This is a genomic window from Chromobacterium vaccinii (assembly GCF_001855275.1).
Taxonomy (GTDB): Bacteria; Pseudomonadota; Gammaproteobacteria; order Burkholderiales; family Chromobacteriaceae; genus Chromobacterium; species Chromobacterium vaccinii.
Genome location: NZ_CP017707.1, coordinates 4,112,364 through 4,134,529, shown reverse-complemented (window position 1 = coordinate 4,134,529; position 22,166 = coordinate 4,112,364). Strand labels below are relative to the sequence as shown.

Here is a 22,166-nt window from a genome sequence, read left to right as displayed (position 1 = left end):
ATGTTACCGCCATTTTGCGCTCAGCGTCATGTCCGGACCGCGCCGCTCAGCGCCCCATGGTTTCGCGCTTGATGTCTTCCAGCGTGGTGTGGCGGATGTCCTTGCCCTTGACCAGATAGACCACGTATTCGGAGATGTTCTTGGCGTGGTCGCCGATGCGCTCGATGGCCTTGGAGATGAACAGCGTGTCGATCGACATGCTGATGGTGCGCGGATCTTCCATCATGAAGGTGATCAGCTGGCGCAGCTCGGACGCGAAATTCTCGTCCAGCCGCTGATCTTCCTCGGCCAGCTCCAGCGCGGCGCTGGTGTCCAGCCGGGCGAAGGCGTCCAGCGCGCGGCGCAGCATCGCCAGCGCCACGTCGGCCATCTTTTCGATTTCGCGGAAGCGCGGCATCTGGAAACGCTCGGACTGGTGGATGGTCTTGCCCATCCGCGCGATCTTGGCCGCCTCGTCGCCGATGCGCTCCAGATCGGTGATGATCTTGATCACGGTGAAGACGATGCGCAGATCGCTGGCGGCCGGCTGGCGGCGCGCGATGATGTGCAGGCAGTCGTCGTCGATGCCGACTTCCATCGCGTTGACCAGCGCGTCCTCGGCCATCACCTTGTCCAGGCGCGGCACGTCGCCGGCCATCAGGGCATCGACGGCGGACAGGATCTGCTGCTCCACCAGGCCGCCCATCTGCAGCACACGGGTACGGATGGTTTCCAGCTCCAGATCGAACTGCTTGGAAATGTGTTCTGCCATGTTTGCCTCGGAAATCTCGCGAAAATGGTAAATTGTAAGACAAGCAGATGACAGCCGCGTGACATGCCATCTTCGCCCGGCCGCGTCCAGCCGGCCGGGACGGACAGGATTCGCCTCAGCGCAGCACTTCCACGCCGCTCTGCTTGCCCAGCACCAGCACGTCGGCGCGGCGGCGGGCGAACAGGCCGCAGGTGACGACGCCGGCGATGTGGTTGATGATTTCCTCCAGCTCCACCGGCTTCATGATCTGCAGCCCGTGCACGTCCAGGATCACGTTGCCGTTGTCGGTGGTCACGCCCTGGCGCAGCTCCGGGTGGCCGCCCAGACGCACCAGCTCGCGCGCGACGTAGCTGCGCGCCATCGGAATCACCTCGATCGGCAGCGGGAAGGCGCCCAGCATCGCCACGTACTTCTGCTCGTCGGCGATGCAGATGAACTCGTCGGCCACGCCGGCGACGATCTTCTCGCGCGTCAGCGCCGCGCCGCCGCCCTTGATCATGTGCAGGTGGTGGTTGATCTCGTCGGCGCCGTCGATATACACCGGCAGCTTTTCCACTTCGTTCAGGTCGAACACCGGGATGTGGTGCGCCTTCAGCCGCGCGGTGGAGGCCTCGGAGCTGGATACCGCGCCCTTGATGCGCCCCTTGATGCCGGCCAATTCCTCGATGAACAGATTGACGGTGCTGCCGGTGCCCACGCCGATGATGGCGTCTTCCGGCACGAATTCCAGCGCCTTTTTGGCGACGGCGAGTTTCAGTTGATCCTGGGTCAGCATGATGGGGCCTCCTGGTTGGTGTTGTGCCGCCCATGCCCGGCATGAGCGATGATGCGCGATTATCCCATAAGCGGACTGCGCCGGCATGACGCCTGGCCGCTTGTTCAAAATCTTGCGGAGCAAGTTGCCCGAGGCTCGCCAAGGCGGGCCATTCAAGCCACGCGGCGCAGAGGCTCGGCTCTGGATCAGCGGTTTTGGCCGCGGCGCTTAGGCCGGCATCAGCAGGCAGACCGCCTGCGCCTCTATCGCCTCGCAGCGGCCCAGATAACCCAGCTTCTCGTTAGTCTTGCCCTTGACATTGACCGCGCCGACATCCAGCCCCAGATCCGCCGCGATATTGGCGCGCATCGCGTCGATGTGCGGCGCGAGCTTCGGTTTTTGCGCGATCAGCGTGCAGTCCACATTGGCCGGCCGCCAGCCGGCGGCCCGCACCCGCTCCGCCGCTTCGCGCAGCAGCGCGCGGCTGTCCGCGCCCTTGAACTCGGCGGCGGTGTCCGGGAAATGGCGGCCGATGTCGCCAAGCGCGGCGGCGCCCAGCAGCGCGTCGGTGATCGCGTGCAGCAGCGCGTCGGCGTCCGAGTGGCCGAGCAGGCCCTTGTCGTGCGGGACGTCCACTCCGCCCAGGATCAGCGGGCGGCCTTCCACCAATTGGTGCACGTCGTAGCCTTGTCCGATGCGAAACATGTTCTTCCTTGCTGTTCAGTAGTCTTCGCGCGCGGCCAGGATGGCGCGGGCCAGCGCCAGATCGCGCGGATAGGTGACCTTGAAGTTCTGCGCGTCGCCCTCCACCAGCAGCGGCTTCAATCCCAGGCGCTCGACGGCGGCCGCCTCGTCGGTGATGTCCTCGGCCGCCACGCCGCGCAGCGCGTTCTCCAGCACGCCGGCGCGGAACATCTGCGGCGTCTGCGCCAGCCACAGGCCTTTGCGCGGCACGGTGGCGGCGACATGGCCGTCGGCGTCGGCGCGTTTGACGGTGTCGGGCACCGGCAGCGCCAGCAGGCCGCCCACCGCATGGCCGGACAAGGCGGCGATCAGGCGCTCCACGGCAGCCACCGACAGGCAGCAGCGCGCCGCGTCGTGCACCAGCACCCAGTCGTCCCCGGCGCAGGCGAGCGCGGCCAATCCATTGGCCACGCTTTCGGCGCGGCTGGCGCCGCCGACTCGGCGCACCGACAGCTTGGGCAGATCCCAGTCGAAACCGTCGAACCATTCGTCCTGCGGCGACACCACCACCGCCACTTCGTCCACTCCCGGCACCGCCGCCAGCGTGGCCAGGGTGTGCCACATCAATGGCTTGCCGTTCAATTGCAGATATTGCTTGGGGCTGGGCGCGCCGAATCGGCTGCCGGAGCCCGCCGCCGGCACCAGCGCGATCATTCTGGCCATCGCCTCAATCCCCCGCCTGCGCCGGCTGCTCCAGGCCGCGCCAGACGCAGGCTCCCTTCACCGTCTTGTCCAACACATCCAGATAAGCCTGATGCTCGGCCTCTTCGGCCTCGCTGGCGGCCAGCACTTTCAGCGGCTTGCGCTCGAACTGGATGGCGCCGGCGTCCCCCGGCAGTTCCACCTCGATGTCCATCGCCAGGCTTTCCTGGCCGCGCGTCATCCATAGATAGACTTCGGACAACAGCTCGCAGTCCACCAGCGCGCCGTGCAGGGTCCGGTTGGAGCGGTCGATCTCGAAGCGGTCGCACAAGGCGTCCAGGCTGTTGCGCTTGCCGGGGAACATGTCCCGCGCTTCGCGCAGCGTGTCGATCACGCTGGCGCAAAGCTTGTCGATCGGCTCGATGCCGATCTTGGCGAACTCGGCGTTGAGGAAGCCGATGTCGAAGGGCGCGTTGTGGATGATCAGCTCTGCGCCGCGCAGAAAATCGGCGATTTCCTGCCCAACCTTGGAGAACACCGGCTTGCCATCCAGGAACTCCAGCGAGATGCCGTGCACGCGCTGGGCATCGGGATCGATCTCCCGCTGCGGATGGATGTAAAGATGCAGGTGCTTGCCGGTCAGCTTGCGGCCGACCATTTCCAGGCCGGCGAACTCAATGATGCGGTGGCCTTGCTGCGGATCGAGACCGGTGGTTTCGGTATCGAGAATAATCTGTCTCATGCTGCGTCCTGCCTGCGAAGCCGTATCGACGGCGCCGCGGCGTGTCTACTGGTCAGACCGACTCCACGCCCTTGTTGGCGAGTTGATCGGCTCTCTCGTTGAACTCGTGGCCGGAGTGGCCCTTCACCCAGCGCCATTCCACATCCAGATGGCGGTTGCGCTCGGCGTCCAGCTCCTGCCACAGGTCGGCGTTCTTCACCGGCTCCTTGGCCGCGGTTTTCCAGCCTCGCGCCTTCCAGCCGTGTATCCATTCGGAAATGCCCTTCTGCACATACTGGGAGTCGGTATAGACCACCACCTTGCACGGCCGGTTCAACGCCGCCAGGGCCCGGATCACGGCCATGATTTCCATTCTATTGTTGGTGGTGCCGCGCTCGCCGCCGAACAATTCCTTTTCCTTGCCCTTGTAACGCATCAACGCGCCCCAGCCGCCGGGGCCGGGATTGCCCTTGCAGGCGCCGTCGGTGTAAATCTCGACTCTGTCTTCTGTCGTCATGCTGTCTCGTTCATTGGCAGGACGATACGCCGTCCCGCTCGGTTGTTTCCGGCCGCTTGTGCGTGTGCTGGCGCTCGTTGCCCGCCACCACGCCCAGCGCGCCCTTCTTCTTTGCCTGCTGCTTCCAGTTGGGCGTGATCAGCCGCATGCCGCGCTGGCGCTTGACCGCCTCGATTCCATATACCCCGGCCGCCAAAGGCCACCAGCGCTCGCCCGCGTCTTCCATGAAGCCGCAGCGGCCCAGCCAGTCCTGGCGCGAAAACGGCGGCGCGTACGCCATGAAGGCGCCTTCCTCCAACTCCAGCTCCAGCAGCGCCAGCCAGTCCTTGATTCGGGGCTGGGTGAAAAAATTGCCGTTCCAGGGCGCCGATTCCCTGCCCTGGATCAGCCTGCGCACGCCCCACAGCGACAAGGGATTGAAGCCGGTCAGGATCAGCCGCCCCTCCGGCATCAATACGCGGTCCGCTTCGCGCAGTACCTGGTGCGGCTGGGTGGTAAAATCCAGCACATGGGGCATCACCAGCAGATCCAGGCTGCGGGTTTCGAACGGCAGGAAGGCGGGATCGCAGCGCACGTCTACGTCGCCATAATCGGCCACCCGGCACTGCCAGGGAATGCGGTTGCCGCTCAAGCAGTCCATTTCCGGCAACCCGACCTGCACCGCATGGTAGCCGAAGGCGTCGGCCACCGCCCGCTCGAAATATTCCTGCTCGCGCTGCAGCAGGTAACGCCCGAGCTCGGTGCCGGTCAACCAGGCGCCAAACGAATTTTTCATGGGGAAAAGCCTTATGGCAGCCACGTTTAGCATCGCCCCGGTAGGGGCATTCACTGACAATTATATCTGGGTTTTGCGCGAGGGCGCGCGCGCCGTCGCCGTAGACCCGGGCGAAGCCGCGCCGCTGCTGCGCCACCTGGAGCAGGAAAAGCTGCGGTTGCAAGCCGTGCTGATCACCCACCACCATGCCGACCACTGCGGCGGCCTGCCGGAGCTGCTGCGCGCCTGTCCGGGCATTCCTGTCTACGGCCCGGCCGGCATTCCCGGCGTCAGCCATCCGGTGAGGGAGGGCGACGCCGTTGAGCTGGACATGGGACAGGCCAAGGTGCTGGAAGTGCCCGGCCACACCCTGGACCACCTGGCATACCTGCTGGAAGACGCTCTGTTTTGCGGCGACACCCTGTTCGCCGCAGGCTGCGGCAGGGTATTCGAAGGCACGCCGGAACAGATGCTGGCTTCGCTGAAAAAACTGGCCCGATTGCCGCCGCAAACCAAGGTTTACCCCGCCCACGAATACACGCTGTCCAATCTGCGCTTCGCGCTGGCTGCCGATCAGCATAATCCGATACTCGCGATGCGCCGCAGCCGCGACAGCGCGCTGCGCGAACGCGGATTGCCTACCCTGCCCAGCACCATCGCGCTGGAAACCGCCAGCAACCCCTTCCTCCGCAGCGGCGAACCGGCGCTGCGCGAAACGCTGCGGCAGCGCGGCGGACATCCCGGCGACAGCGAGGAAACCTGCTTCGCCATGCTGCGGGAATGGAAGAACGATTTTCGCTGACAGGCATGCCGGATACGTAACTTTTCGCAGTCCATCCGCGAAGCCCTTCACTTGCTCGCGAAATGGGCTATAAGCAATGAAAGCGCATGAAATGATTTGCCTTTTTCAATTGACACCCCCCTGGCGCATGTTTAGCATCGGCCGGAATCAGAAATACGGGCTCGTCTGAATGAAACGCTTCACTCCATTGGCACTCGCCGTGTCGCTCGCATTGCCATTCGCATCGCAAGCCCTGGCCGGCCCTGCGCCGTCTTCCGGCGTGGACGAGGCGATGGCCGCCGGCCTCGACATGATGCTGCTGAACTCCAGCCTGCTGCGCAACGGCGACGACGTCTGGAAGCGCGTGCGCGAAGGCTTTCAGCTGGACGAGGTCAATGCCGACACCGTCCGCCGCCAGGAGCGTTTCTACGCCAGCCGTCCCGAATACTTCAAACGCACGCTGGACCGCAGCCGCAAATACCTGTTCCACATCATGAACGAGGTGGAGCGCCGCGGCATGCCGACCGAAATCGCGCTGCTGCCGATGGTGGAAAGCGCTTTCGTGCCCACCGCCAATTCCCGAGTCGGCGCCGCCGGCTTGTGGCAGTTCATGCCGGCCACCGGGCGCCATTACGGGCTGGAGCAGACCTGGTGGTATGACGGCCGCCGCGATGTGACCGATGCCACCCGCGCCGCGCTCGACTACCTGCAGAACCTGTACGCCCAGTTCGGCGACTGGAACCTGGCGCTGGCTGCGTACAACTGGGGCGAAGGCAATCTGGCCCGCGCGATCGCCAAGGCCCAGGCCAGCGGCATAGACCCCACCTACGAAAACATCCGCCTGCCGAACGAGACGCGCAACTACGTGCCCAAGCTGCTGGCGGTGCGTAACATTCTGCTCAGCCCGGAAAAGTACGGCGTCCACCTGGACAAGTTCCCCAACAAGCCCTACTTCGTCGCCGTCTCCACCGGCAAGCACATGAACATCGACATCGCCGCCAAACTGGCCGGCATCTCGGTGGCGGAGTTCAAGGAGCTGAACCCGGCGTTCAACCTGCCGGTGTTCGCCTACAAGGCCGGCCGCCAGATGCTGCTGCCCGCCGCCAAGGTCGACAAGTTCCAGGCCAATCTGGACAAGTGGAGCAAGCCGCTTCTGACCTGGGAAGTCTACGTTCCCAAGAGCGACGAGAACATCAACGCCGTCGCCGGCGACCACGGTATGAGCAGCGGCCAGTTGATCGCGGCCAACCGCATCAGCGGCGGCACGCTGAAAGCCGGCCAACCGGTGCTGGTGGCGATGAACAAGCCGCTGAACGACGGCCAGTCGTTCGAATCGGTGGATACCCCGATCGGCGATGCGCCGGTCAGTGCCGGCGCGACGCTGATCGCGCAAGCCGAACCGGCACCCGCGACCCAGCCTGCGGTGACGCAGGTTGCGCTGGCAGCAACGCCGCAAGCCGGGGCGCCGGCAGCCGTTGCCGTCGCCTCCACCCAGCCGCAAATCGCGCCGCAGCCAGCAACAGACACCGGCCTCGCCGCGCGCCAAGCCGTGCTGCTGGCCAGTTCGGCCAATACCGCCGAAGACAGCGCTGCCGCCCGCTCGTTGGCCACCCGCGATCTCGGCAGCTACACCGTCGCCAGCGGCGACACGCTGTACAGCATCGCCCGCCGCAGCAACCTCGACATCGACGACCTGAAAACACTGAATCAACTCGACGGCAATCTGGTTCAGGTTGGCCAGAAACTGAAGCTGAAAGCCGACAGCGCAACCGATAATCTCGTCGCCAACCGCGACGACGACGGCGCGGATCCGGCCTTGGTCAAGGTAGCCGAGCGCCGCCCGGCCGCCAACACAAGCCATGCCCACCGCAGCAAGGAATACGTGGTTCAGCGCGGCGACACGCTGTTCAGCATAGCCCGCCGCTTCGGCGTCACCCACAACGACATCCAGCGCATCAACGGCAGCCGGCACCCCAACCATCTGCAGCCGGGCCAGAAGGTCAAGATCGTCGGCCTGTAATCAGCCGGAAAACGGCGATGCCCGCATGAAATCGGCCCGGAAATACCGGGCCGATTTTCATTAGATCATCAGGACTTTCCGGGCGCGCCGCGCATTCTCCTCACCAAACTTCGCGCCGGCGGCGGCGCGGCGATCAATTGCGGCAGGATATCCTGCAATTGTCCGCGCAGCTCCTCCACCGTCAACGACAACTCGGCCACCAGCCAATGGCAATGCGTGGGCTCGCGCATCCGCGCGGGATTGTCGGCCGCAGGCAAGAGGTCAGCCAGCAGCTGCGGCTGGTTGAAGCGCAAGGCGTGCGCCGCCCGCAGCAAGGTGCGGACGATGGCCCGCCGCGGCGAACGCTCTTCCGCCAAGGCCGGAGTCGATGCCGACACTTCGCCCATCCGGTCCAGCAAGGTCCAGATGCTGCGTTGGCAACGCTGGACCTGATCCAGCTGGCGGTGCGACAGCGCCGACTCCTGCGTCACCGCGGACAGCAGGCCGCGCAAGCGGATCAGCCGGCTGTTGAACTGGTCCAGCGCCGCGTCGCCCTCCACCGGCAGCCGGCGCGCGATGCGGTTGTACAGCAGCGCGGCCTCGCGCAGATTGTCCGCCAGCAGGAAACGCCAGCTGTCCAGCGCCCGCAGCGGCAGCGTGGCGGCGGCGGCCATGCCGATCAGCGAACCGATCAGCACATTGCAGCTGCGCCACAGCGCCTCGTTGATCGGCTCATCGCCCAGCCCGCCGACAATCACCAGCGTGATGCCGGTCAGCAGCGCCAGATAGCCTCCCTTGCCCTGCGCGTGCCAGCAACTGAGCGCTACCACCACCAGCATCCAGGCGTAGCAGAGATACGGCGATGCGCCGTGCAGCAGGATGGCGGCCAAGCCAGCCAGCGCCCCAAGCAACGAACCGCCCATCCGTTCCAGCGCCTTGCGCCTGACGCCGCCCCAGTGCGGCACCCCGCCCAACACGATCAGGATCGTCACCAGCATCCAGCCGCCATGGGGGATGCCGGTTCCCAGCACCAGCGCCAGGCCGGCCACAAAAGCCAGCGCCACCCGCAACACATGCGCCTGACGCGCGTAGCGGTTAAGGTAGTAAGGCACCACCAGGACCCGCCACGGATGCTGCCATCTCCCGCCCATGGCCCTACTCCGGATTCCGGCTGTCCAGCCAGATCGTGACCGGGCCGTCATTGATCAGGCTGACTTGCATGTCCGCGCCGAATACGCCGGTTGGCACCGGCTTGCCCAGCGCGGCGGCCAGCTCGGCGACGAAACGGTCGAACAGCGGTTGCGAGATCTCGCCGCGCGCCGCGCGCGAGTACGAGGGCCGATTGCCCTTCTTCACGCTGGCATGGAGCGTGAACTGGCTGACCGCCAGCGCGTCGCCGCCGCAATCCAGCAGGCTGCGGTTCATCACCCCGGCCTCGTCGTTGAAGATGCGCAGCTGGCTGATCTTGCGCGCCAGCCAGACGATGTCTTCCGATCCATCCGCCTCCTCCACGCCGACCAGCAGCAAGGCGCCTGCGCCTATCTCGCCCACCGTTCGCTCCTCCACTGTCACCGCCGCCTGACTTACCCTTTGCACCAGCACCCGCATTCGAACATTCCTCGTCGTGGCTCTCGTTTCATTCTACCCATTCCTTCGCGGCGGACGCGAGCCGCCGCGCTTCGGTACAATAGCGCCAACTCAAGAAAAGGAAACGCCGCATGTTGATGGTCATCTCGCCGGCCAAGACGCTGGATTACCAAAACCCGCCCGCCGTCGACCAATACAGCCAGCCCGATCTGCTGGACCACAGCGCCGAGCTGATCGGCGTCCTGCGCCAAAAAAGCCCGCTGGACGTCGCCAAACTGATGAGCATCAGCGACGCCTTGGCCAATCTCAATGTCGGCCGCTACGCCGACTGGCAGCGCCCGTTCACTCCCGGCAACGCCAAGCAGGCAATCTACGCCTTCATGGGCGATGTCTATGAAGGCCTAGACGCCGCCACGCTGGCTCAACCCGCCGTCGGCTACCTGCAGAACCATCTGCGCATCCTGTCCGGCCTGTACGGCGTGCTGCGCCCGCTCGACCTGATGCAGGCGTACCGGCTGGAAATGGGCACCCGCCTGGCCAACGGACGCGGCAAGAATCTGTACGAGTTCTGGGGAGAAACGGTTACCGCGAGGCTCAACGCGCAATTGGAAGCGCTGGGCCAGCGCACGCTGGTGAACCTGGCGTCAGACGAGTATTTCAAATCGGTGAAGCCCCGGGCGCTCAACGCGGCCATCGTCACGCCGGTGTTCCAGGACAAAAAGAACGGCCAGTACAAGATCATCAGCTTCTACGCCAAGCGCGCGCGCGGCCTGATGGCGCGCTGGGCCGCCGAGCGCGGCGTCGTCGATCCGGAGCAGCTGCGCGGCTTCGACAGCGAGGGCTACGCCTTCGATGCGGCGGCTTCGAACGAACTGAGCTGGGTATTCCGCCGCGACCGCGAATAAGCTGGCCAGCTCAGACCATCGTCATTAATATTATGCCTTTACCTGACAGGACGAGGCATGATCGCCACCCGCCTTGCGACGCCGGCCGACTCCTCGGCTCTGGCCGAATTGTTCTACCGGATCGACTTGCACTACTTCGGTCCCGATCGGGCAAGCCGCGAGGCCTCCGCCCGCTACGTGGCCGGCAACTTGTTCCAAGCGCATTGCGGCGTGCAAGTCATGCTGGCGGAGCGCGAAAACACCGCCATCGGCCTCGCAAGCTTCTCGCTGCTATACCCCGCGCCGGAATATGGCGGCCAATTGTTCATGAAGGATTTGTTCGCCGTCCCTGAAGCGCGCGGCGGCGGCATAGGCAAGGCCTTGATGAAGGCGCTGGCCCGCCATGCCATGGAACACGGCTGCAAACGGCTGGATTGGACGGCGGAGCGAGGCAATGCGGACGCGATGGCGTTCTATCGAAGCATCGGCGCCGGCATCGTGGCTGACAAGATTTACTACCGCTTCGCTGGCGAGGCCTTGAAAGCCTTTGCGGCATGATCGAACACCGGAATGCAAAAAACCGAGGCTAAGCCTCGGTTTTTCACTTGAAAGACATAGACAAAAAAAGCCCGCTAGGGGCTTTTTTTTCATAGCAGCAATAATTAGAGAGGCTGAATGCCGGATGCTGCCGGGCCCTTTTGGCCCATAGCTCGGGTGTAGCTTACCTTTTGGCCTTCATGCAGGGACTTGAACCCATCGGCACGAATTTCAGAAAAATGAGCGAACAGATCATCACCGCCATTGTCCGGGGTGATAAAACCAAAACCTTTTGCGTCGTTGAAAAACTTAACGGTACCCGTTTCCATAATGTACTCCTTGTGTCGGTTAGCGGCAATAAAATCGCCAAAAGCATGATAATCAAGGAATAGATAAGGAAACAAAGAAGACCAACGGGGTGGGCAACGAGGTGTCGATAGATATGACGCTTGAAGATCCTGCTCCTTTAATTTTGCACAGATTACTTTTCAGTTGTCAACAATATTTTTAAGAAAAGGGCTCAGACCGGCACCGCGACAGGCGCAGCGCAACCGGAGCCCGAACCGATCTGGCTTGCGCTGCATTACTCCTGCCGGGCGCGCCCAGCTTGGCTAAATATGGAACCTCTCTACCACGCCCCTGAGCTTAGTAGCTTGGTGGTTTAATTCATCCAAGGTCGAGCTAGCACTCTGCGAGACCTCCGACGCGGAACGAGTCATGCCCTCGATGCGCTCGGTGGTGTCGACAACGTTGCCGACTGCAGTGGATTGCCCCAGGTGATGTAGATAATTTGCGCGAAAGCCTCCACTGCCCGCGGCATTAGCCCATCGATGCCCTCGATCTCGCTTGCCGAGCTCCGAGCCAGGCCCACGCCCTGATCCACGGCGCTCCGCGCCTGCTGCGACATGCCCTGAGTTTGCGGTGATTTCGGCCATGGCCTGAGCCGTGCGTTCTGCCAGCTTGCGCACCTCGCCCGCCGCCATGGCAAAGCCGCGGCCTTGAACACCCACGCGAACGGCCTCAAGACAGCATCTGCACCAGCAGATTCGTCTGGTCCGCGATGACCGGCTGGAGGCAGAAAACAACAGGTAGCCTGGCGAGGGGGATGCTTGGAAGCGCATCACGCAGATGCCGCCTTCTGGCCGCGCGGACTCACAGCGGCCGAGATGGATCGAATCCGCTTACACAGCGGTTACCGGATCCGGAAAAGCAAAAAGGCCAACTTCGAAAAGTTGGCCAAATGCTTTACTTGTTTGGTTGCGGGGGCAGGATTCGAACCTACGACCTTCGGGTTATGAGCCCGACGAGCTACCAGACTGCTCCACCCCGCGTCTGAATTCTGTTCTGCGTTTCGTGCAGAGAAGTGAACTATACCGAACAGTGTATTTACTGTCAACAGCTACATGAAACTTTCTTTAAAACCCATCGCACTTCGACTTCATAATCTTTAACAGATGCCGGCGGCAAAAACATAAGCGGTCAACAAAAAGCCGCTACATTGACATCGTGGTCGGCGTTGATGCGAAAGCAAAGACGACCAGCTTGCCATCCGGGTCTGCCAACCTGATGGAGAGCCAACCGGCCTCTTGTGCATTTTGACAGGTGTTGCAAGCTGCATGCGACTGCCAGCGCGTACAGCCCAGGCGATGCCTGTTCTCCTAAGTGTTCATCACGGAACTTCGGGCCGCCTCGCGCGGCCCTCTTTTTTTGTCCAACCGGCTGATTGTATACCAAATAGATACAAAATGCCAATAAAATACCAGTTGCTCAGCTGCTGGCAATCGCTCGCGGCAGCCCAGCCCCCATTCGCTTGCGCATCAGCAAGGTCGCCGCGGTCAGCGCACCCATCACGCCATAACTGATCCAAGGCAACAGCAGCACCGAACGCTCTACCGGCCAATGCCAGGCCAGCCAGCTGCGCAGCGCCATTTCCGCCACCAAGCCCACGCCCCACATCACAGTCATCGTCCGCATACCACCACGGAAAGCCGCCTGCTGCCACAGCCGCTCGCAGCGCTCCCGACCTCCCTCTTCCTTGCGCTCTATCGTCGCCCTCGCCAGATAGAAGACCAACGGACGCGGCAACAACAAGGACAACAGGAATGCCGCGCCGAACAAACCCGTCAGCAGGGATTCGCGCAACAGCAGCATTTTCTCTCCGCCGCCCAGCAACATCGCCAGCAGCGACAGCGCGATCCCCAGCAGCACCATCATGCCGAGCGCATCCACCCGTCGCGTCCGCCACAGCTCCCACAAGCTCCAGGCTATCGGCGGCACAGCCGACAGCAGCAAGCCGCCCATTTCGCCCCAATGCGGCTTGGCCCAATGGTAACAAAGCCAGGGCAGCAGAAAATTGACGACCAGTTCGAGCAGCAGCAAGGCGCGTCGCGGCATGGCGCGGACTCCAAAATAAAATCGTTACAGTGCAGACCCATCATGCAATTGTCAATGCGGAGCCATCCTCGTCGCCGCGCAAAAAACCAAGCCCCGCTCTAGGCGGGGCTTGGCGCGCCGGCGCGCCGGCCGACGATTCGGAATTGGGAAGACTCAGGCCGCGGCCTGAATGAATCCATTGGCCGGATACATCGCGCTGGCCAATCCTAGCGCGGACTTGAAAGTCACTTCAAACATCTTGCCGACCTGGCGCACGCTGATCACTTCATAGTGAACCACGTCGCCGCACTCCTTATGTTCGAAAACTTTGTAGCCCGGCTTCAGTTGCGAGATTTTCATAATTCAATCCTTATTCTTTTTTTCGATAAAAAACAGATAGATATTCGTTGTTTGTCAGTGTTCGCCGGAAAAAGTTCCAACCAGGCGCACAGTCAATCTGTTGCCTGCCTGCAATCTAGCAGGCGTGGATGACAAGCCCGTGACGAAGTCCATCATCCGCAAGCGCCCATTACCGCGCAATCCACCATGCTATAGCAAGCCGACGGTTCGCCGCAGCTGGACTTTTGTCAGTGTTCGCCACACGGCGATGACAAAAGACCGTGGCGGCGGTCGGACAAGAAAACAGTCCCCGCCGCCTAGCAACTTTCCATAAGGGTAAAACAAGACCCCAGCTACCAATATGGCAACCGGGGCCAGGATAACCAAGCATCATCAAAATACCTGGTGATACTACTTATCCGCCATGACCTAGGTCAATGGCGGACGGCGGAAATCAGCCGACGCGCATGCCCGGCTTGACGCCTGCGTCCACGTCCAGCAGGAACAGGCCTTCGCTGTCGTCCACGCCGGACGCGCAGACGATCATGCCCTGCGACACGCCGAAGCGCATCTTGCGCTCGGCCAGGTTCGCGACCACGATCACGTGGCGGCCGACCAGCTTTTCCGGCTCCTGATAGGCCTTGCGGATGCCGGAGAAGATGTTGCGGGTCTCGAAGCCCAGATCCACCTTGAACTGCAGCAGCTTGTCCGAGCCTTCGACGAAATTGCACTCCAGCACCTTGCCTACGCGCAGGTCCACCTTGGCGAAGTCGTCGATCTTGATGGTTTCGGCCAGCGGCTCGTGCGTGGCGGCGGCCGGCGCGTCTTGGGTAGCTTGCATATTCTGCTTGTTCGCTTCTATCAATTTGTCGATCAGCGCCGGGTCGATGCGCTGCATCAGGTGCTGGTAGGCATTGATCTTTTTGCCCAGCAGCAGGGTTTCCGCGTCGCTCCAGGACAGCGGCGACACATCCAGAAAGGCTTCCACGCCCTCGGCCAGCTTTGGCAGCACCGGCTTCAGGTAGATGGCCAGCAGGCGGAAGGCGTTGACCAGCACGGTGCACACGTCCTGCAGGCGCGCGTCCTGGCCTTCCTGCTTGGCCAGCTCCCACGGCTTGTTGGCGTCCACATAGCCGTTGACGATGTCGGCCAGCGCCATCACGTCGCGCAGCGCCTTCGCGTATTCGCGCGCCTCGTAGGCTGCGGCTAGCTCTTCAGCCGCGGCCTGCAGCTTGGCCAGGATCTCGCCGTCGGATACCTGGGCGGCCAGCATGCCGTCGAAGCGCTTGGCGATGAAGCCGGCGGAGCGGCTGGCGATGTTGACGAACTTGCCGACCAGGTCGGAGTTCACCCGCGCGACGAAGTCGTTCAGGTTGAGATCGATGTCCTCGATGCGGCCGTTCAGTTTGGCGGCGATGTAGTAGCGCATCCACTCTGGATTCAGGCCGCAATCCAGATAGCTCTTGGCCTGGATGAAGGTGCCGCGCGACTTGGACATCTTCTGCCCGTCCACGGTCAGGAAGCCGTGGGCGAACACGCCGGTCGGAGAGCGCAGGCCGGAGTAATTCAGCATCGCCGGCCAGAACAGCGCGTGGAAGTACAGAATGTCCTTGCCGATGAAGTGGTACATCTCGGTCTGGCTGTCCTTGGCGAACCACTCGTCGAAGTTCAGGCTCAGGCGCTCGCACAGATTCTTGAAGCTGGCCATGTAGCCGATCGGCGCGTCCAGCCACACATAGAAGTACTTGCCCGGCGCGCCCGGAATCTCGAAGCCGAAGTACGGCGCGTCGCGGCTGATGTCCCAATCCTGCAGGCCGCCGCCGATCCACTCGTTCATCTTGTTCAGCGATTCCGGCTGCAAGTGCTGCTGCACGGCGCCGTCGGCGCGGCGGCTGGAGCCGCTGGTCCAGGCCTTCAGGAAGTCCGCGCATTCGCCCAGGCGGAAGAAGTAGTGCTCGGAGGTTTTCAGCACCGGCTTGGCGCCGGACACCGCCGAGTACGGGTTCTTCAGCTCGGTCGGCGCGTAGGTGGCGCCGCAGACTTCGCAGTTGTCGCCGTACTGGTCCTTGGAGGAACACTTCGGGCATTCGCCCTTGACGAAGCGGTCCGGCAGGAACATCTGCTTTTCCGGGTCGAACAGCTGCTCGATGGTGCGGCAGGCGATCTTGTCGTCGGCCTTCAGGGCCAGGTAAACCTGCTCCGCCAGCGCCTTGTTTTCCGGGCTGTTGGTGCTGTAGTAGTTGTCGTGGCCGATCAGGAAACCCTGCGAATCGGCGACGTGCAGCTCGCGCACTTCATTCACCAGCTGCTCGGGCGTGATGCCGCGCTTCTCGGCGGCCAGCATGATGGGCGCGCCGTGGGTGTCGTCGGCGCACACGTAATAGCATTCGTGGCCGCGCATCTTCTGGAAGCGCACCCAGATATCGGTCTGGATCTGTTCCAGCATGTGGCCCAGGTGCAGCCCCGCGTTGGCGTAAGGCAGCGCGCTGGTCACCAGAATCTTGCGTTTGGTCATTCGGATCATTTCCCAGTCAGGCAATCTCAAGCGATCGATTATAGAGACAGAACGGACGGGCGGCCATCGCGCCGCGCCGCCCATATTGCCGCGCACAAAAAACACAAGCCCGGGACGCGCGGCGGCCGGGCTTGTGATGGTCTAAACGGACGGATCAGGCGCTCTGGCCAGCCAATTCGCCCTGTTGTTCCGCCGGCGCGGCACGCTCGGCCATCGCGATGCCCACCATCTTGCGGCCCAGCAGCACATAGGCCAGCGAGAAGCACAGCGACAGCACCGCGAAGCCGACAAGCCCGCTGGTCTGGTACACCTGGCGGAACAGCTCGATGCCCGCCGCGTAGCCGGCCATCGAGATCATGCTCATGCTGGCGGAAATGGTGCCGCGGCCGGCCAGGTCGCAGGACATCAGCGCGAATCGGTACAGCACGCCGAAAGCCAGGCCTTCGCCGAAAGCCATCAGGCTCATGCCGGCCACCATCCAATATTGCGGCACGGACGAGAACAGCACGCCGCCCACCATCACGGCCAGGCCGCCGACGATAGGCCACATGCCCACCAGCGCGGAGCGGCCCAGCGGCCAGCGGTCGGCGATCACGGCCAGCGCCAGGTTGCCGGCGATCAGGCCGCCGAACACCGGGAGCTGCATCAGGCCGTACTCGACGGTGCTCATGTGCAGGTCGCGCACCAGCAGCACCGGCGACAGCGCGATCCAGCCCATCAGCGGCAGCGCCAGCAGCGGGATGCACAGCGCGGCCAGCACGAAGCGGCTGTGGCCGAACACCTTCAGGTAGTCGCGGCCCATGCTGGACAGCGGCAGCTTCTCATGGCTGGGCTCGACCGTTTCCGGCATCCGCAGGTACAGGCCGATCAGCGCCAGGAAGGACAGGCCGGCGATGAACAGAAAACCGCTGCGCCACGGCGCCAGCTCCAGCAGCGCCGCGCCGGCGAGCGGGCCGACCAACGGCGCGATCAGCGCGACATTGGCCATCAGCGCGGTCACGCGCACCGCGGCGCTTTCTTCAAACGACTCCTGCAGCGAGGCGTAGCCCACCGCGTTGATGAAGCACAGGCCCACGCCCTGCAGCAGGCGCAGCGCGATGAAGGCTTCGATCGAACTCACCAGATAGGTGGCCAGGCAGGCGATGGTGAAGTAAGCGACGCCGAACAGCAGCACCGGACGGCGGCCGATGCGGTCGGACAGCGGGCCGGTCAGCCACGGCAGCAGCGCGCCGCCGATCAGGAAGGCGGTCATCGACGTCGGCGCCCAGGAGGCGTCGACCAGAAACTCGCGGGTCACCGCCAGCATGGCGGGCTGCACCATGTCGTTGCAGATGTAGACGGCGAATTCGAACAGGACCAGGGCCAGCGGGAACAGCAGATTGGCCCAGGTAAGCTTGGCGTGTTTGGACTGCATAAAGCGGAGAAAGCCTTTCGATCAAAGAGCAGGGCCCGCGGCCTGACGGGGCCGAGCCTTGGAACGCAAGCGTCGCGCATTGCGTAAAGAACCGGTAATACTACGCTTTTCAAAGACTTTTATCAAAAAAAACTTATAAACCAAGCCCTGATACACAATAAATTCCCTGACCGACGGAAGCCCGCAGGAGTAAGATGCGGACATCGCCAAGCGCGATGCGCCCGAGACAAAATCCGATTAAAATTGTCGGAAATATCCATCCGGAACCTCGCATGTTCTCCAAACTCACCCGCCTGTTCGGCGGCCAAGCCGACCGGGCCACCCAGAACGAAACCATGGCACAGCTCGAAAACCAGATCCTCGAAATCCTGAAGCCGCTGATCGACGCCAATACCGGCAAAAGCTACATAGCGGCCAAAAACGTCAAGAATCTCAAGTGCGGCGACGCCGAGATCAGCCTGGACGTGGTGCTGGCCTACCCGGCCAAGAGCCAGTTCGACGCCGTCCGCCAGCAGTTCGAGGCGGCGCTGGCGCCATTGGCGGAAGGCCGCGCCGTCAAGGTGGCGGTGAGCAGCCAGATCGCCAGCCACTCCGCCCAGCGCGGCGTGCCCTTGCTGCCCGGCGTGAAGAACGTCATCGCCGTCGCCTCCGGCAAGGGCGGCGTCGGCAAGTCCACCACCGCCGCCAACCTGGCGCTGGCGCTGGCGGACGAAGGCGCGCGAGTCGGCCTTCTGGACGCGGACATCTACGGCCCGTCGCAACCGCTGATGATGGGCTTGCAGGGCCTGCGTCCGGAATCGGTCGAGGGCAAGCTGACGCCGCTGTCCAATCACGGCGTGCAGACCATGTCCATCGGCTACCTGGTGGACGCCGATCAGGCGATGGTATGGCGCGGCCCGATGGTCAGCCAGGCCTTGCAGCAACTGTTGAACGACACCCGCTGGGACGATCTGGACTATCTGGTGATCGACATGCCGCCGGGCACCGGCGACGTGCAGCTGACGCTGTCGCAAAAGGTGCCGGTCACCGGCGCGCTGATCGTCACCACCCCGCAGGACATCGCCCTGCTGGACGCGCGCAAGGGCGTCACCATGTTCCAGAAGGTGGGCGTGCCCATCCTGGGCCTGGTGGAAAACATGGCGATCCACATCTGCTCCAACTGCGGCCACGCCGAACACATCTTCGGCGAAGGCGGCGCCGCCAAGATGGCGCAGGACTTCGGCGTGGACCTGCTGGGATCGCTGCCGCTGGATCTGGCCATCCGCCTGGCGGTGGACGAAGGCAAGCCCAGCGTGGCGGCCGATCCGTCCGGCAAGCCGGCCGAGCTGTACCGCGCCATCGCCCGCCGCGTGGCGGTGAAGGTGGGCGAAAAGGCTCAGGACTTCTCCGGCAAGTTCCCCAAGATCGTGATCCAGAACAACTGAGCGGCAACATGATAGCGATGTACGATTCCGGCCTGGGCGGGCTGTCGGTGTGGCGCGCGGTGCGCGCCGCCCTGCCCGACTGGCCGATCACCTATCTGGCCGACCAGGCCTACTGCCCGTACGGCCCGCGCGGCCGCGACGAGATCATCGCCCGGGCGCTGAAGGTGGGGCATTACCTGGTCAGCCAGGGCGCGACCATTCTGGTGGTGGCCTGCAACACCGCCACCACCGCCGCCATCGCCGCGCTGCGCGCCGAGCTGTCGCTCCCCATCGTCGGCATCGAACCGGCGATCAAGCCCGCCGCCGCGATGAGCCGCACCGGCCGCATCGCCGTGCTGGCCACCGAATACACACTGGCCAGCGCGCGCGTCAAAACGCTGCTGGACGACCACGCCGACGGCGTGGACGTGCTGCGCCGCGCCGGCCACGGCTGGGTGGAGCAGGTGGAAGCCGGAGAACTATCCAGCGAACGCACCCGCGCGCTGGTGCGCAGCGTGGTGGAGCCGCTGATGGGCGAAAACATCGACCACATCGCGCTGGGCTGCACCCACTACCCGTTTCTCGAGCCGCTGATCCGCGAGGTCACCGGCAACGGGATCCAGCTGTACGACCCGGCCGAGGCCATCGCCCGCCGCGTCGGCGACCTGCTGCGCCAGCACGGCTGCGATAGCCAGGGCGACCGCTACTACCGCTTCATCACCACCTCGGCCGACGCCGGCGAAATGGCGCTGCGGCTGCCGCAGCTCATCGGCCATCCCTACCCGGTGGAGTCGCAAGCGCTGGATTGAGCGCTTCTCCCCCCGCCACCGCGACGCTAGAATGGCGCGGCAACCCTTTGCCTCAGGTTTTATCATGAAAACAAGATTGCTGTTACTGCTGCTGTCGGCGCTGAGCCTCCCCGCGCTGGCCGCGCCCTCCTGTCGCGACGTCGCCGCCAAGGTCAATCTGCAGGCTTCCCGCCAGCTGGACGTGGCCGAGCTGGGCGACATGCTGCAAAGCCTGGGCCGCGATGGCCGGCTGCCGGACAAGTTCGTCACCAAGCGCCAGGCCCAGGCCGCCGGCTGGAAGCCGGGCCGCAGCCTGTGGACTGCGCCCGGCCTGCAGGGCAAATCCATGGGTGGCGACCGCTTCGGCAATTACGAAAAACGTCTGCCCGCCGGCCAATGGCAAGAAGCCGACCTGGGCTACACCGGCGGCAAGCGCGGCGCCAAGCGCCTGCTGTTCAGCCGCCAGGGCCAGCGCTTTGTCACTGTGGACCACTACAACAGCTTCATCGAGGTCGCGCCATGCAAGTAAAAATATGCGAGCTGCGCCATATCCGCAGCCTGGAGCAGTTCTACGACGAGCTGGAGCGCCAGCTGTCGCTGCCCGCCCATTTCGGCCGCAACCTGGACGCGCTGTACGACAGCCTGGCCAACGATGTGGCCGGCCCGTTCGAGTTGCTTTGGCGCGATACCGAGGAAGCCCGCCGCGGGCTGGGCGCCGACGTTTACGCCACCGTGCTGGAAATTCTGCAAACCGTCGCCGAAGAGCGCGGCGACGTCACCCTAGACATCCACCACTGATCCCCGCCCGCCGCGTTGTCGCCGCGCTACACGAACGGCATCAACGCGGCAGCCCTCGCCATGCGATGCGCTTCTTTAGCGCATCATGGAATTCTTAAGTCTTTAAGATCATTGCGAAATATTCGAATTCGAACAGCAATTGTCGAAATCCCGTCAAGACAACCTCGTACTAACACTCTATAATCGCTAACCTTCAGCCGGCTGCTCCTGTCGGACAACAACAGGTACAAGTCCCTGAAAACGGGCTAAAAACAACAAAGTAGCCCGGCCGCTACATGGCGAAACATGCCGGACACACGGCACGCACACATGACTCCCTCCATTAAGCCGCATGTCATGTCATGAAAATGCGACGCTCGTTTGAAAACGTCTCAAGAACAGGCAGGAACAACTGAATGAAGTCTAAAAAACTCACGGCCTTGATTCTGGTCGGGATGCTGCTGGGCATCCTCGTAGGCTACCTCTTCCGCCAACACGCCGGCGATGACGCCGCCGCGATCAAATCCTTCGTCGACGGCATGTCCATCCTCACCGACATCTTCCTGCGGCTGATCAAGATGATCATCGCCCCGCTGGTGATCTCCACGCTGGTGGTCGGCATCGCCAAGATGGGCGACGCCAAATCGGTGGGCCGCATCGGCGGCAAGACCATGGGCTGGTTCATCTGCGCCTCGCTGGCGTCGCTGACCCTTGGCCTGATCATGGTCAACATCCTGAAGCCGGGCGTGGCGCTGAACCTGCCGCTGCCCGACATGCACGCCGACTCCGGCATCAAGGCCGGCGCCATTTCGCTGAAGGACTTCGTCACCCACGCCATTCCCAAGAGCGTGTTCGAGGCGATGGCCAACAACGAAATCCTGCAGATCGTGATCTTCTCGGTATTCTTCGGCAGCGCGATGGCCGCTCTGGGCGAGCGCTCCAAGGCGCTGATCGACGTGATCGACGTCGTCGCCCACGTGATGCTGAAGGTCACCAGCTACGTGATGAACTTCGCCCCGCTGGCGGTGTTCGGCGCCATCGCCGCCACCGTGGCCAAGGAAGGCCTGTCCATTCTCGGCACCTACGGCAAGTTCATGGCCCAGTTCTATCTGTCCATCGGCATCCTGTGGCTGCTGCTGATCGCCGTCGGCGTGCTGATCGTCGGCCCGCGCCTGTTGCACCTGATGGGCATGATCAAGGAGCCGCTGCTGCTGTCGTTCACCACCGCCAGCTCGGAAGCCGCCTATCCGAAGACCTTGGAACAGCTGGAACGCTTCGGCGTATCCAACAAGATCGCCAGCTTCGTGCTGCCGATGGGCTATTCGTTCAACCTGGACGGCTCGATGATGTACTGCACCTTCGCGGTGATCTTCATCGCCCAGGCTTACGGCATCGATCTGACGCTGGCCCAGGAAATCTCCATGCTGTTGATCCTGATGCTGACCTCCAAGGGCATGGCCGGCGTGCCGCGCGCGTCGCTGGTGGTGATCGCCGCCACCCTGGCGCAGTTCAACATTCCGGAAGCCGGCCTGCTGCTGCTCTTGGGCATCGACCACTTCCTGGACATGGGCCGCTCCGCCACCAATGTGGTGGGCAACTCCGTCGCCACCGCCGTGGTCGCCAAGTGGGAAGGCGAACTGAAGCGCCACTGAGCCGCTGTCGCCCCCGCGTCAACGCCACCCTTCGCGGTGGCGTTTTTCATGGACGGAAAGCTGCAAGAAACTATTGACAGTTCAGGCTCGCACGGACATAATGCGCTCCTCGACTGACGCCGGAGAGGTGGCAGAGTGGTCGAATGTACCTGACTCGAAATCAGGCGTACGTGCGAGCGTACCGAGGGTTCGAATCCCTCCCTCTCCGCCAGCGACACTTTAAAATCAATAGCT

The 22,166-nt window shown here is 63.3% G+C and carries 24 protein-coding genes and 2 tRNA genes; 10 read left to right on the top strand and 16 right to left on the bottom strand.

The window, feature by feature from the left end:
- Positions 1–46 precede the first annotated feature (46 nt).
- From phoU to BKX93_RS19195, 7 genes are all read right to left on the bottom strand, one after another.
- Entirely contained in the window at positions 47–751 is a 705-nt protein-coding gene (gene phoU / locus BKX93_RS19225; protein WP_021476968.1) for a phosphate signaling complex protein PhoU, read from the bottom strand.
- 115 nt (positions 752–866) lie between these two features.
- Positions 867–1,526 (bottom strand): ribose-5-phosphate isomerase RpiA, encoded by a 660-nt coding sequence (rpiA, locus tag BKX93_RS19220; protein ID WP_021476967.1) that lies wholly within the window; start codon positions 1,524–1,526, stop codon positions 867–869.
- A gap of 207 nt (positions 1,527–1,733) precedes the next feature.
- Positions 1,734–2,210, bottom strand: a complete 477-nt coding sequence (gene ispF, locus BKX93_RS19215; RefSeq protein ID WP_070980925.1) for a 2-C-methyl-D-erythritol 2,4-cyclodiphosphate synthase — start codon at positions 2,208–2,210, stop codon at positions 1,734–1,736.
- 15 nt (positions 2,211–2,225) lie between these two features.
- A complete protein-coding gene (ispD, locus tag BKX93_RS19210) occupies positions 2,226–2,912 on the bottom strand; it encodes a 2-C-methyl-D-erythritol 4-phosphate cytidylyltransferase (protein WP_046157297.1) in 687 nt (228 codons plus the stop codon).
- A gap of 4 nt (positions 2,913–2,916) precedes the next feature.
- Positions 2,917–3,633 carry a DNA polymerase III subunit epsilon gene (gene dnaQ, locus BKX93_RS19205; RefSeq protein WP_021476964.1) on the bottom strand — a complete coding sequence of 239 codons (717 nt, stop codon included), beginning with the start codon at positions 3,631–3,633 and terminating at the stop codon, positions 2,917–2,919.
- Between the two features lie 52 nt (positions 3,634–3,685).
- A complete protein-coding gene (gene rnhA, locus BKX93_RS19200; RefSeq protein WP_046157298.1) occupies positions 3,686–4,129 on the bottom strand; it encodes a ribonuclease HI in 444 nt (147 codons plus the stop codon).
- Between the two features lie 10 nt (positions 4,130–4,139).
- Positions 4,140–4,904 carry a class I SAM-dependent methyltransferase gene (locus tag BKX93_RS19195; RefSeq protein WP_021476962.1) on the bottom strand — a complete coding sequence of 255 codons (765 nt, stop codon included), beginning with the start codon at positions 4,902–4,904 and terminating at the stop codon, positions 4,140–4,142.
- A 13-nt stretch (positions 4,905–4,917) separates the two neighbouring features.
- On the opposite strand from BKX93_RS19195, the gene gloB reads away from it, so the two are divergent.
- Positions 4,918–5,685 (top strand): hydroxyacylglutathione hydrolase, encoded by a 768-nt coding sequence (gene gloB / locus BKX93_RS19190; protein WP_070980923.1) that lies wholly within the window; start codon positions 4,918–4,920, stop codon positions 5,683–5,685.
- A gap of 169 nt (positions 5,686–5,854) precedes the next feature.
- Positions 5,855–7,684: a lytic transglycosylase gene (locus BKX93_RS19185; RefSeq protein ID WP_070980921.1), complete on the top strand. Its 1,830-nt coding sequence runs from the start codon at positions 5,855–5,857 to the stop codon at positions 7,682–7,684.
- A gap of 68 nt (positions 7,685–7,752) precedes the next feature.
- On the opposite strand, the gene BKX93_RS19180 is transcribed toward BKX93_RS19185, so the two are convergent.
- Complete coding sequence (locus tag BKX93_RS19180) at positions 7,753–8,814, bottom strand: FUSC family protein (RefSeq protein ID WP_052729276.1); 1,062 nt, start codon at positions 8,812–8,814, stop codon at positions 7,753–7,755.
- A 4-nt stretch (positions 8,815–8,818) separates the two neighbouring features.
- Entirely contained in the window at positions 8,819–9,271 is a 453-nt protein-coding gene (gene dtd / locus BKX93_RS19175; protein WP_046167470.1) for a D-aminoacyl-tRNA deacylase, read from the bottom strand.
- A 110-nt stretch (positions 9,272–9,381) separates the two neighbouring features.
- Here dtd and yaaA point away from each other — a divergent pair, with 110 nt between their 5' ends.
- Both yaaA and BKX93_RS19165 read left to right on the top strand, forming a co-directional pair.
- Complete coding sequence (gene yaaA, locus BKX93_RS19170) at positions 9,382–10,155, top strand: peroxide stress protein YaaA (protein ID WP_070980920.1); 774 nt, start codon at positions 9,382–9,384, stop codon at positions 10,153–10,155.
- A 57-nt stretch (positions 10,156–10,212) separates the two neighbouring features.
- Positions 10,213–10,692 (top strand): GNAT family N-acetyltransferase, encoded by a 480-nt coding sequence (locus BKX93_RS19165; RefSeq protein ID WP_070980918.1) that lies wholly within the window; start codon positions 10,213–10,215, stop codon positions 10,690–10,692.
- 104 nt (positions 10,693–10,796) lie between these two features.
- On the opposite strand, the gene BKX93_RS19160 is transcribed toward BKX93_RS19165, so the two are convergent.
- From BKX93_RS19160 to BKX93_RS19130, 7 genes are all read right to left on the bottom strand, one after another.
- A complete protein-coding gene (locus BKX93_RS19160) occupies positions 10,797–11,000 on the bottom strand; it encodes a cold-shock protein (protein ID WP_021476955.1) in 204 nt (67 codons plus the stop codon).
- Between the two features lie 282 nt (positions 11,001–11,282).
- A complete protein-coding gene (locus BKX93_RS25910; RefSeq protein ID WP_483294890.1) occupies positions 11,283–11,792 on the bottom strand; it encodes a methyl-accepting chemotaxis protein in 510 nt (169 codons plus the stop codon).
- Positions 11,793–11,925: 133 nt separating this feature from the next.
- Positions 11,926–12,002 (bottom strand) — tRNA-Met (locus tag BKX93_RS19150).
- 436 nt (positions 12,003–12,438) lie between these two features.
- Positions 12,439–13,065 (bottom strand): VC0807 family protein, encoded by a 627-nt coding sequence (locus BKX93_RS19145; RefSeq protein WP_046167474.1) that lies wholly within the window; start codon positions 13,063–13,065, stop codon positions 12,439–12,441.
- A 153-nt stretch (positions 13,066–13,218) separates the two neighbouring features.
- The gene (locus BKX93_RS19140; protein ID WP_021476952.1) at positions 13,219–13,404 is read right to left on the bottom strand and encodes a hypothetical protein; all 186 of its coding nucleotides are present in this window, start codon (positions 13,402–13,404) and stop codon (positions 13,219–13,221) included.
- A gap of 433 nt (positions 13,405–13,837) precedes the next feature.
- Positions 13,838–15,898, bottom strand: coding sequence for a methionine--tRNA ligase (metG, locus tag BKX93_RS19135; RefSeq protein ID WP_070980914.1), 2,061 nt, complete (start codon positions 15,896–15,898; stop codon positions 13,838–13,840).
- A 154-nt stretch (positions 15,899–16,052) separates the two neighbouring features.
- Positions 16,053–17,312: an MFS transporter gene (locus tag BKX93_RS19130; protein ID WP_046157307.1), complete on the bottom strand. Its 1,260-nt coding sequence runs from the start codon at positions 17,310–17,312 to the stop codon at positions 16,053–16,055.
- 335 nt (positions 17,313–17,647) lie between these two features.
- Between BKX93_RS19130 and apbC the strand changes: the two genes are divergently transcribed.
- The 6 genes from apbC to BKX93_RS19100 all read left to right on the top strand — a co-directional run bounded on the left by apbC (position 17,648) and on the right by BKX93_RS19100 (position 22,143).
- Positions 17,648–18,736, top strand: a complete 1,089-nt coding sequence (apbC, locus tag BKX93_RS19125) for an iron-sulfur cluster carrier protein ApbC (protein WP_070981907.1) — start codon at positions 17,648–17,650, stop codon at positions 18,734–18,736.
- 8 nt (positions 18,737–18,744) lie between these two features.
- Positions 18,745–19,524: a glutamate racemase gene (murI, locus tag BKX93_RS19120; protein ID WP_070980912.1), complete on the top strand. Its 780-nt coding sequence runs from the start codon at positions 18,745–18,747 to the stop codon at positions 19,522–19,524.
- A gap of 64 nt (positions 19,525–19,588) precedes the next feature.
- On the top strand, positions 19,589–20,032 hold the full coding sequence (locus tag BKX93_RS19115) for a ribonuclease domain-containing protein (RefSeq protein ID WP_070980910.1): 444 nt from the start codon (positions 19,589–19,591) through the stop codon (positions 20,030–20,032).
- Entirely contained in the window at positions 20,023–20,301 is a 279-nt protein-coding gene (locus BKX93_RS19110) for a barstar family protein (RefSeq protein WP_046157309.1), read from the top strand. Before BKX93_RS19115 ends, BKX93_RS19110 begins: the two co-directional genes overlap by 10 nt.
- Positions 20,302–20,696: 395 nt before the next feature.
- The gene (locus BKX93_RS19105; protein ID WP_070980908.1) at positions 20,697–21,932 is read left to right on the top strand and encodes a dicarboxylate/amino acid:cation symporter; all 1,236 of its coding nucleotides are present in this window, start codon (positions 20,697–20,699) and stop codon (positions 21,930–21,932) included.
- A gap of 121 nt (positions 21,933–22,053) precedes the next feature.
- Positions 22,054–22,143, top strand: a tRNA-Ser gene (locus BKX93_RS19100).
- The last annotated feature ends 23 nt before the right edge of the window (positions 22,144–22,166 follow it).

What these genes read in the sequence shown, in the direction of transcription:
- rnhA (WP_046157298.1), bottom strand. Translation starts at nt 4,129, where the DNA reads ATGACGACAGAAGACAGAGTCGAGATTTACACCGACGGCGCCTGCAAG.
- BKX93_RS19115 (WP_070980910.1), top strand. Translation starts at nt 19,589, where the DNA reads ATGAAAACAAGATTGCTGTTACTGCTGCTGTCGGCGCTGAGCCTCCCC.
- ispF (WP_070980925.1), bottom strand. Translation starts at nt 2,210, where the DNA reads ATGTTTCGCATCGGACAAGGCTACGACGTGCACCAATTGGTGGAAGGC.
- BKX93_RS19195 (WP_021476962.1), bottom strand. Translation starts at nt 4,904, where the DNA reads ATGAAAAATTCGTTTGGCGCCTGGTTGACCGGCACCGAGCTCGGGCGT.
- BKX93_RS19165 (WP_070980918.1), top strand. Translation starts at nt 10,213, where the DNA reads ATGATCGCCACCCGCCTTGCGACGCCGGCCGACTCCTCGGCTCTGGCC.
- BKX93_RS19130 (WP_046157307.1), bottom strand. Translation starts at nt 17,312, where the DNA reads ATGCAGTCCAAACACGCCAAGCTTACCTGGGCCAATCTGCTGTTCCCG.
- gloB (WP_070980923.1), top strand. Translation starts at nt 4,918, where the DNA reads ATGGCAGCCACGTTTAGCATCGCCCCGGTAGGGGCATTCACTGACAAT.
- apbC (WP_070981907.1), top strand. Translation starts at nt 17,648, where the DNA reads ATGGCACAGCTCGAAAACCAGATCCTCGAAATCCTGAAGCCGCTGATC.
- yaaA (WP_070980920.1), top strand. Translation starts at nt 9,382, where the DNA reads ATGTTGATGGTCATCTCGCCGGCCAAGACGCTGGATTACCAAAACCCG.
- BKX93_RS19140 (WP_021476952.1), bottom strand. Translation starts at nt 13,404, where the DNA reads ATGAAAATCTCGCAACTGAAGCCGGGCTACAAAGTTTTCGAACATAAG.
- BKX93_RS19105 (WP_070980908.1), top strand. Translation starts at nt 20,697, where the DNA reads ATGAAGTCTAAAAAACTCACGGCCTTGATTCTGGTCGGGATGCTGCTG.
- ispD (WP_046157297.1), bottom strand. Translation starts at nt 2,912, where the DNA reads ATGGCCAGAATGATCGCGCTGGTGCCGGCGGCGGGCTCCGGCAGCCGA.
- BKX93_RS19145 (WP_046167474.1), bottom strand. Translation starts at nt 13,065, where the DNA reads ATGCCGCGACGCGCCTTGCTGCTGCTCGAACTGGTCGTCAATTTTCTG.
- murI (WP_070980912.1), top strand. Translation starts at nt 18,745, where the DNA reads ATGATAGCGATGTACGATTCCGGCCTGGGCGGGCTGTCGGTGTGGCGC.
- metG (WP_070980914.1), bottom strand. Translation starts at nt 15,898, where the DNA reads ATGACCAAACGCAAGATTCTGGTGACCAGCGCGCTGCCTTACGCCAAC.
- BKX93_RS19185 (WP_070980921.1), top strand. Translation starts at nt 5,855, where the DNA reads ATGAAACGCTTCACTCCATTGGCACTCGCCGTGTCGCTCGCATTGCCA.
- rpiA (WP_021476967.1), bottom strand. Translation starts at nt 1,526, where the DNA reads ATGCTGACCCAGGATCAACTGAAACTCGCCGTCGCCAAAAAGGCGCTG.
- BKX93_RS25910 (WP_483294890.1), bottom strand. Translation starts at nt 11,792, where the DNA reads ATGCGCTTCCAAGCATCCCCCTCGCCAGGCTACCTGTTGTTTTCTGCC.
- BKX93_RS19160 (WP_021476955.1), bottom strand. Translation starts at nt 11,000, where the DNA reads ATGGAAACGGGTACCGTTAAGTTTTTCAACGACGCAAAAGGTTTTGGT.
- BKX93_RS19180 (WP_052729276.1), bottom strand. Translation starts at nt 8,814, where the DNA reads ATGGGCGGGAGATGGCAGCATCCGTGGCGGGTCCTGGTGGTGCCTTAC.
- dnaQ (WP_021476964.1), bottom strand. Translation starts at nt 3,633, where the DNA reads ATGAGACAGATTATTCTCGATACCGAAACCACCGGTCTCGATCCGCAG.
- phoU (WP_021476968.1), bottom strand. Translation starts at nt 751, where the DNA reads ATGGCAGAACACATTTCCAAGCAGTTCGATCTGGAGCTGGAAACCATC.
- BKX93_RS19110 (WP_046157309.1), top strand. Translation starts at nt 20,023, where the DNA reads ATGCAAGTAAAAATATGCGAGCTGCGCCATATCCGCAGCCTGGAGCAG.
- dtd (WP_046167470.1), bottom strand. Translation starts at nt 9,271, where the DNA reads ATGCGGGTGCTGGTGCAAAGGGTAAGTCAGGCGGCGGTGACAGTGGAG.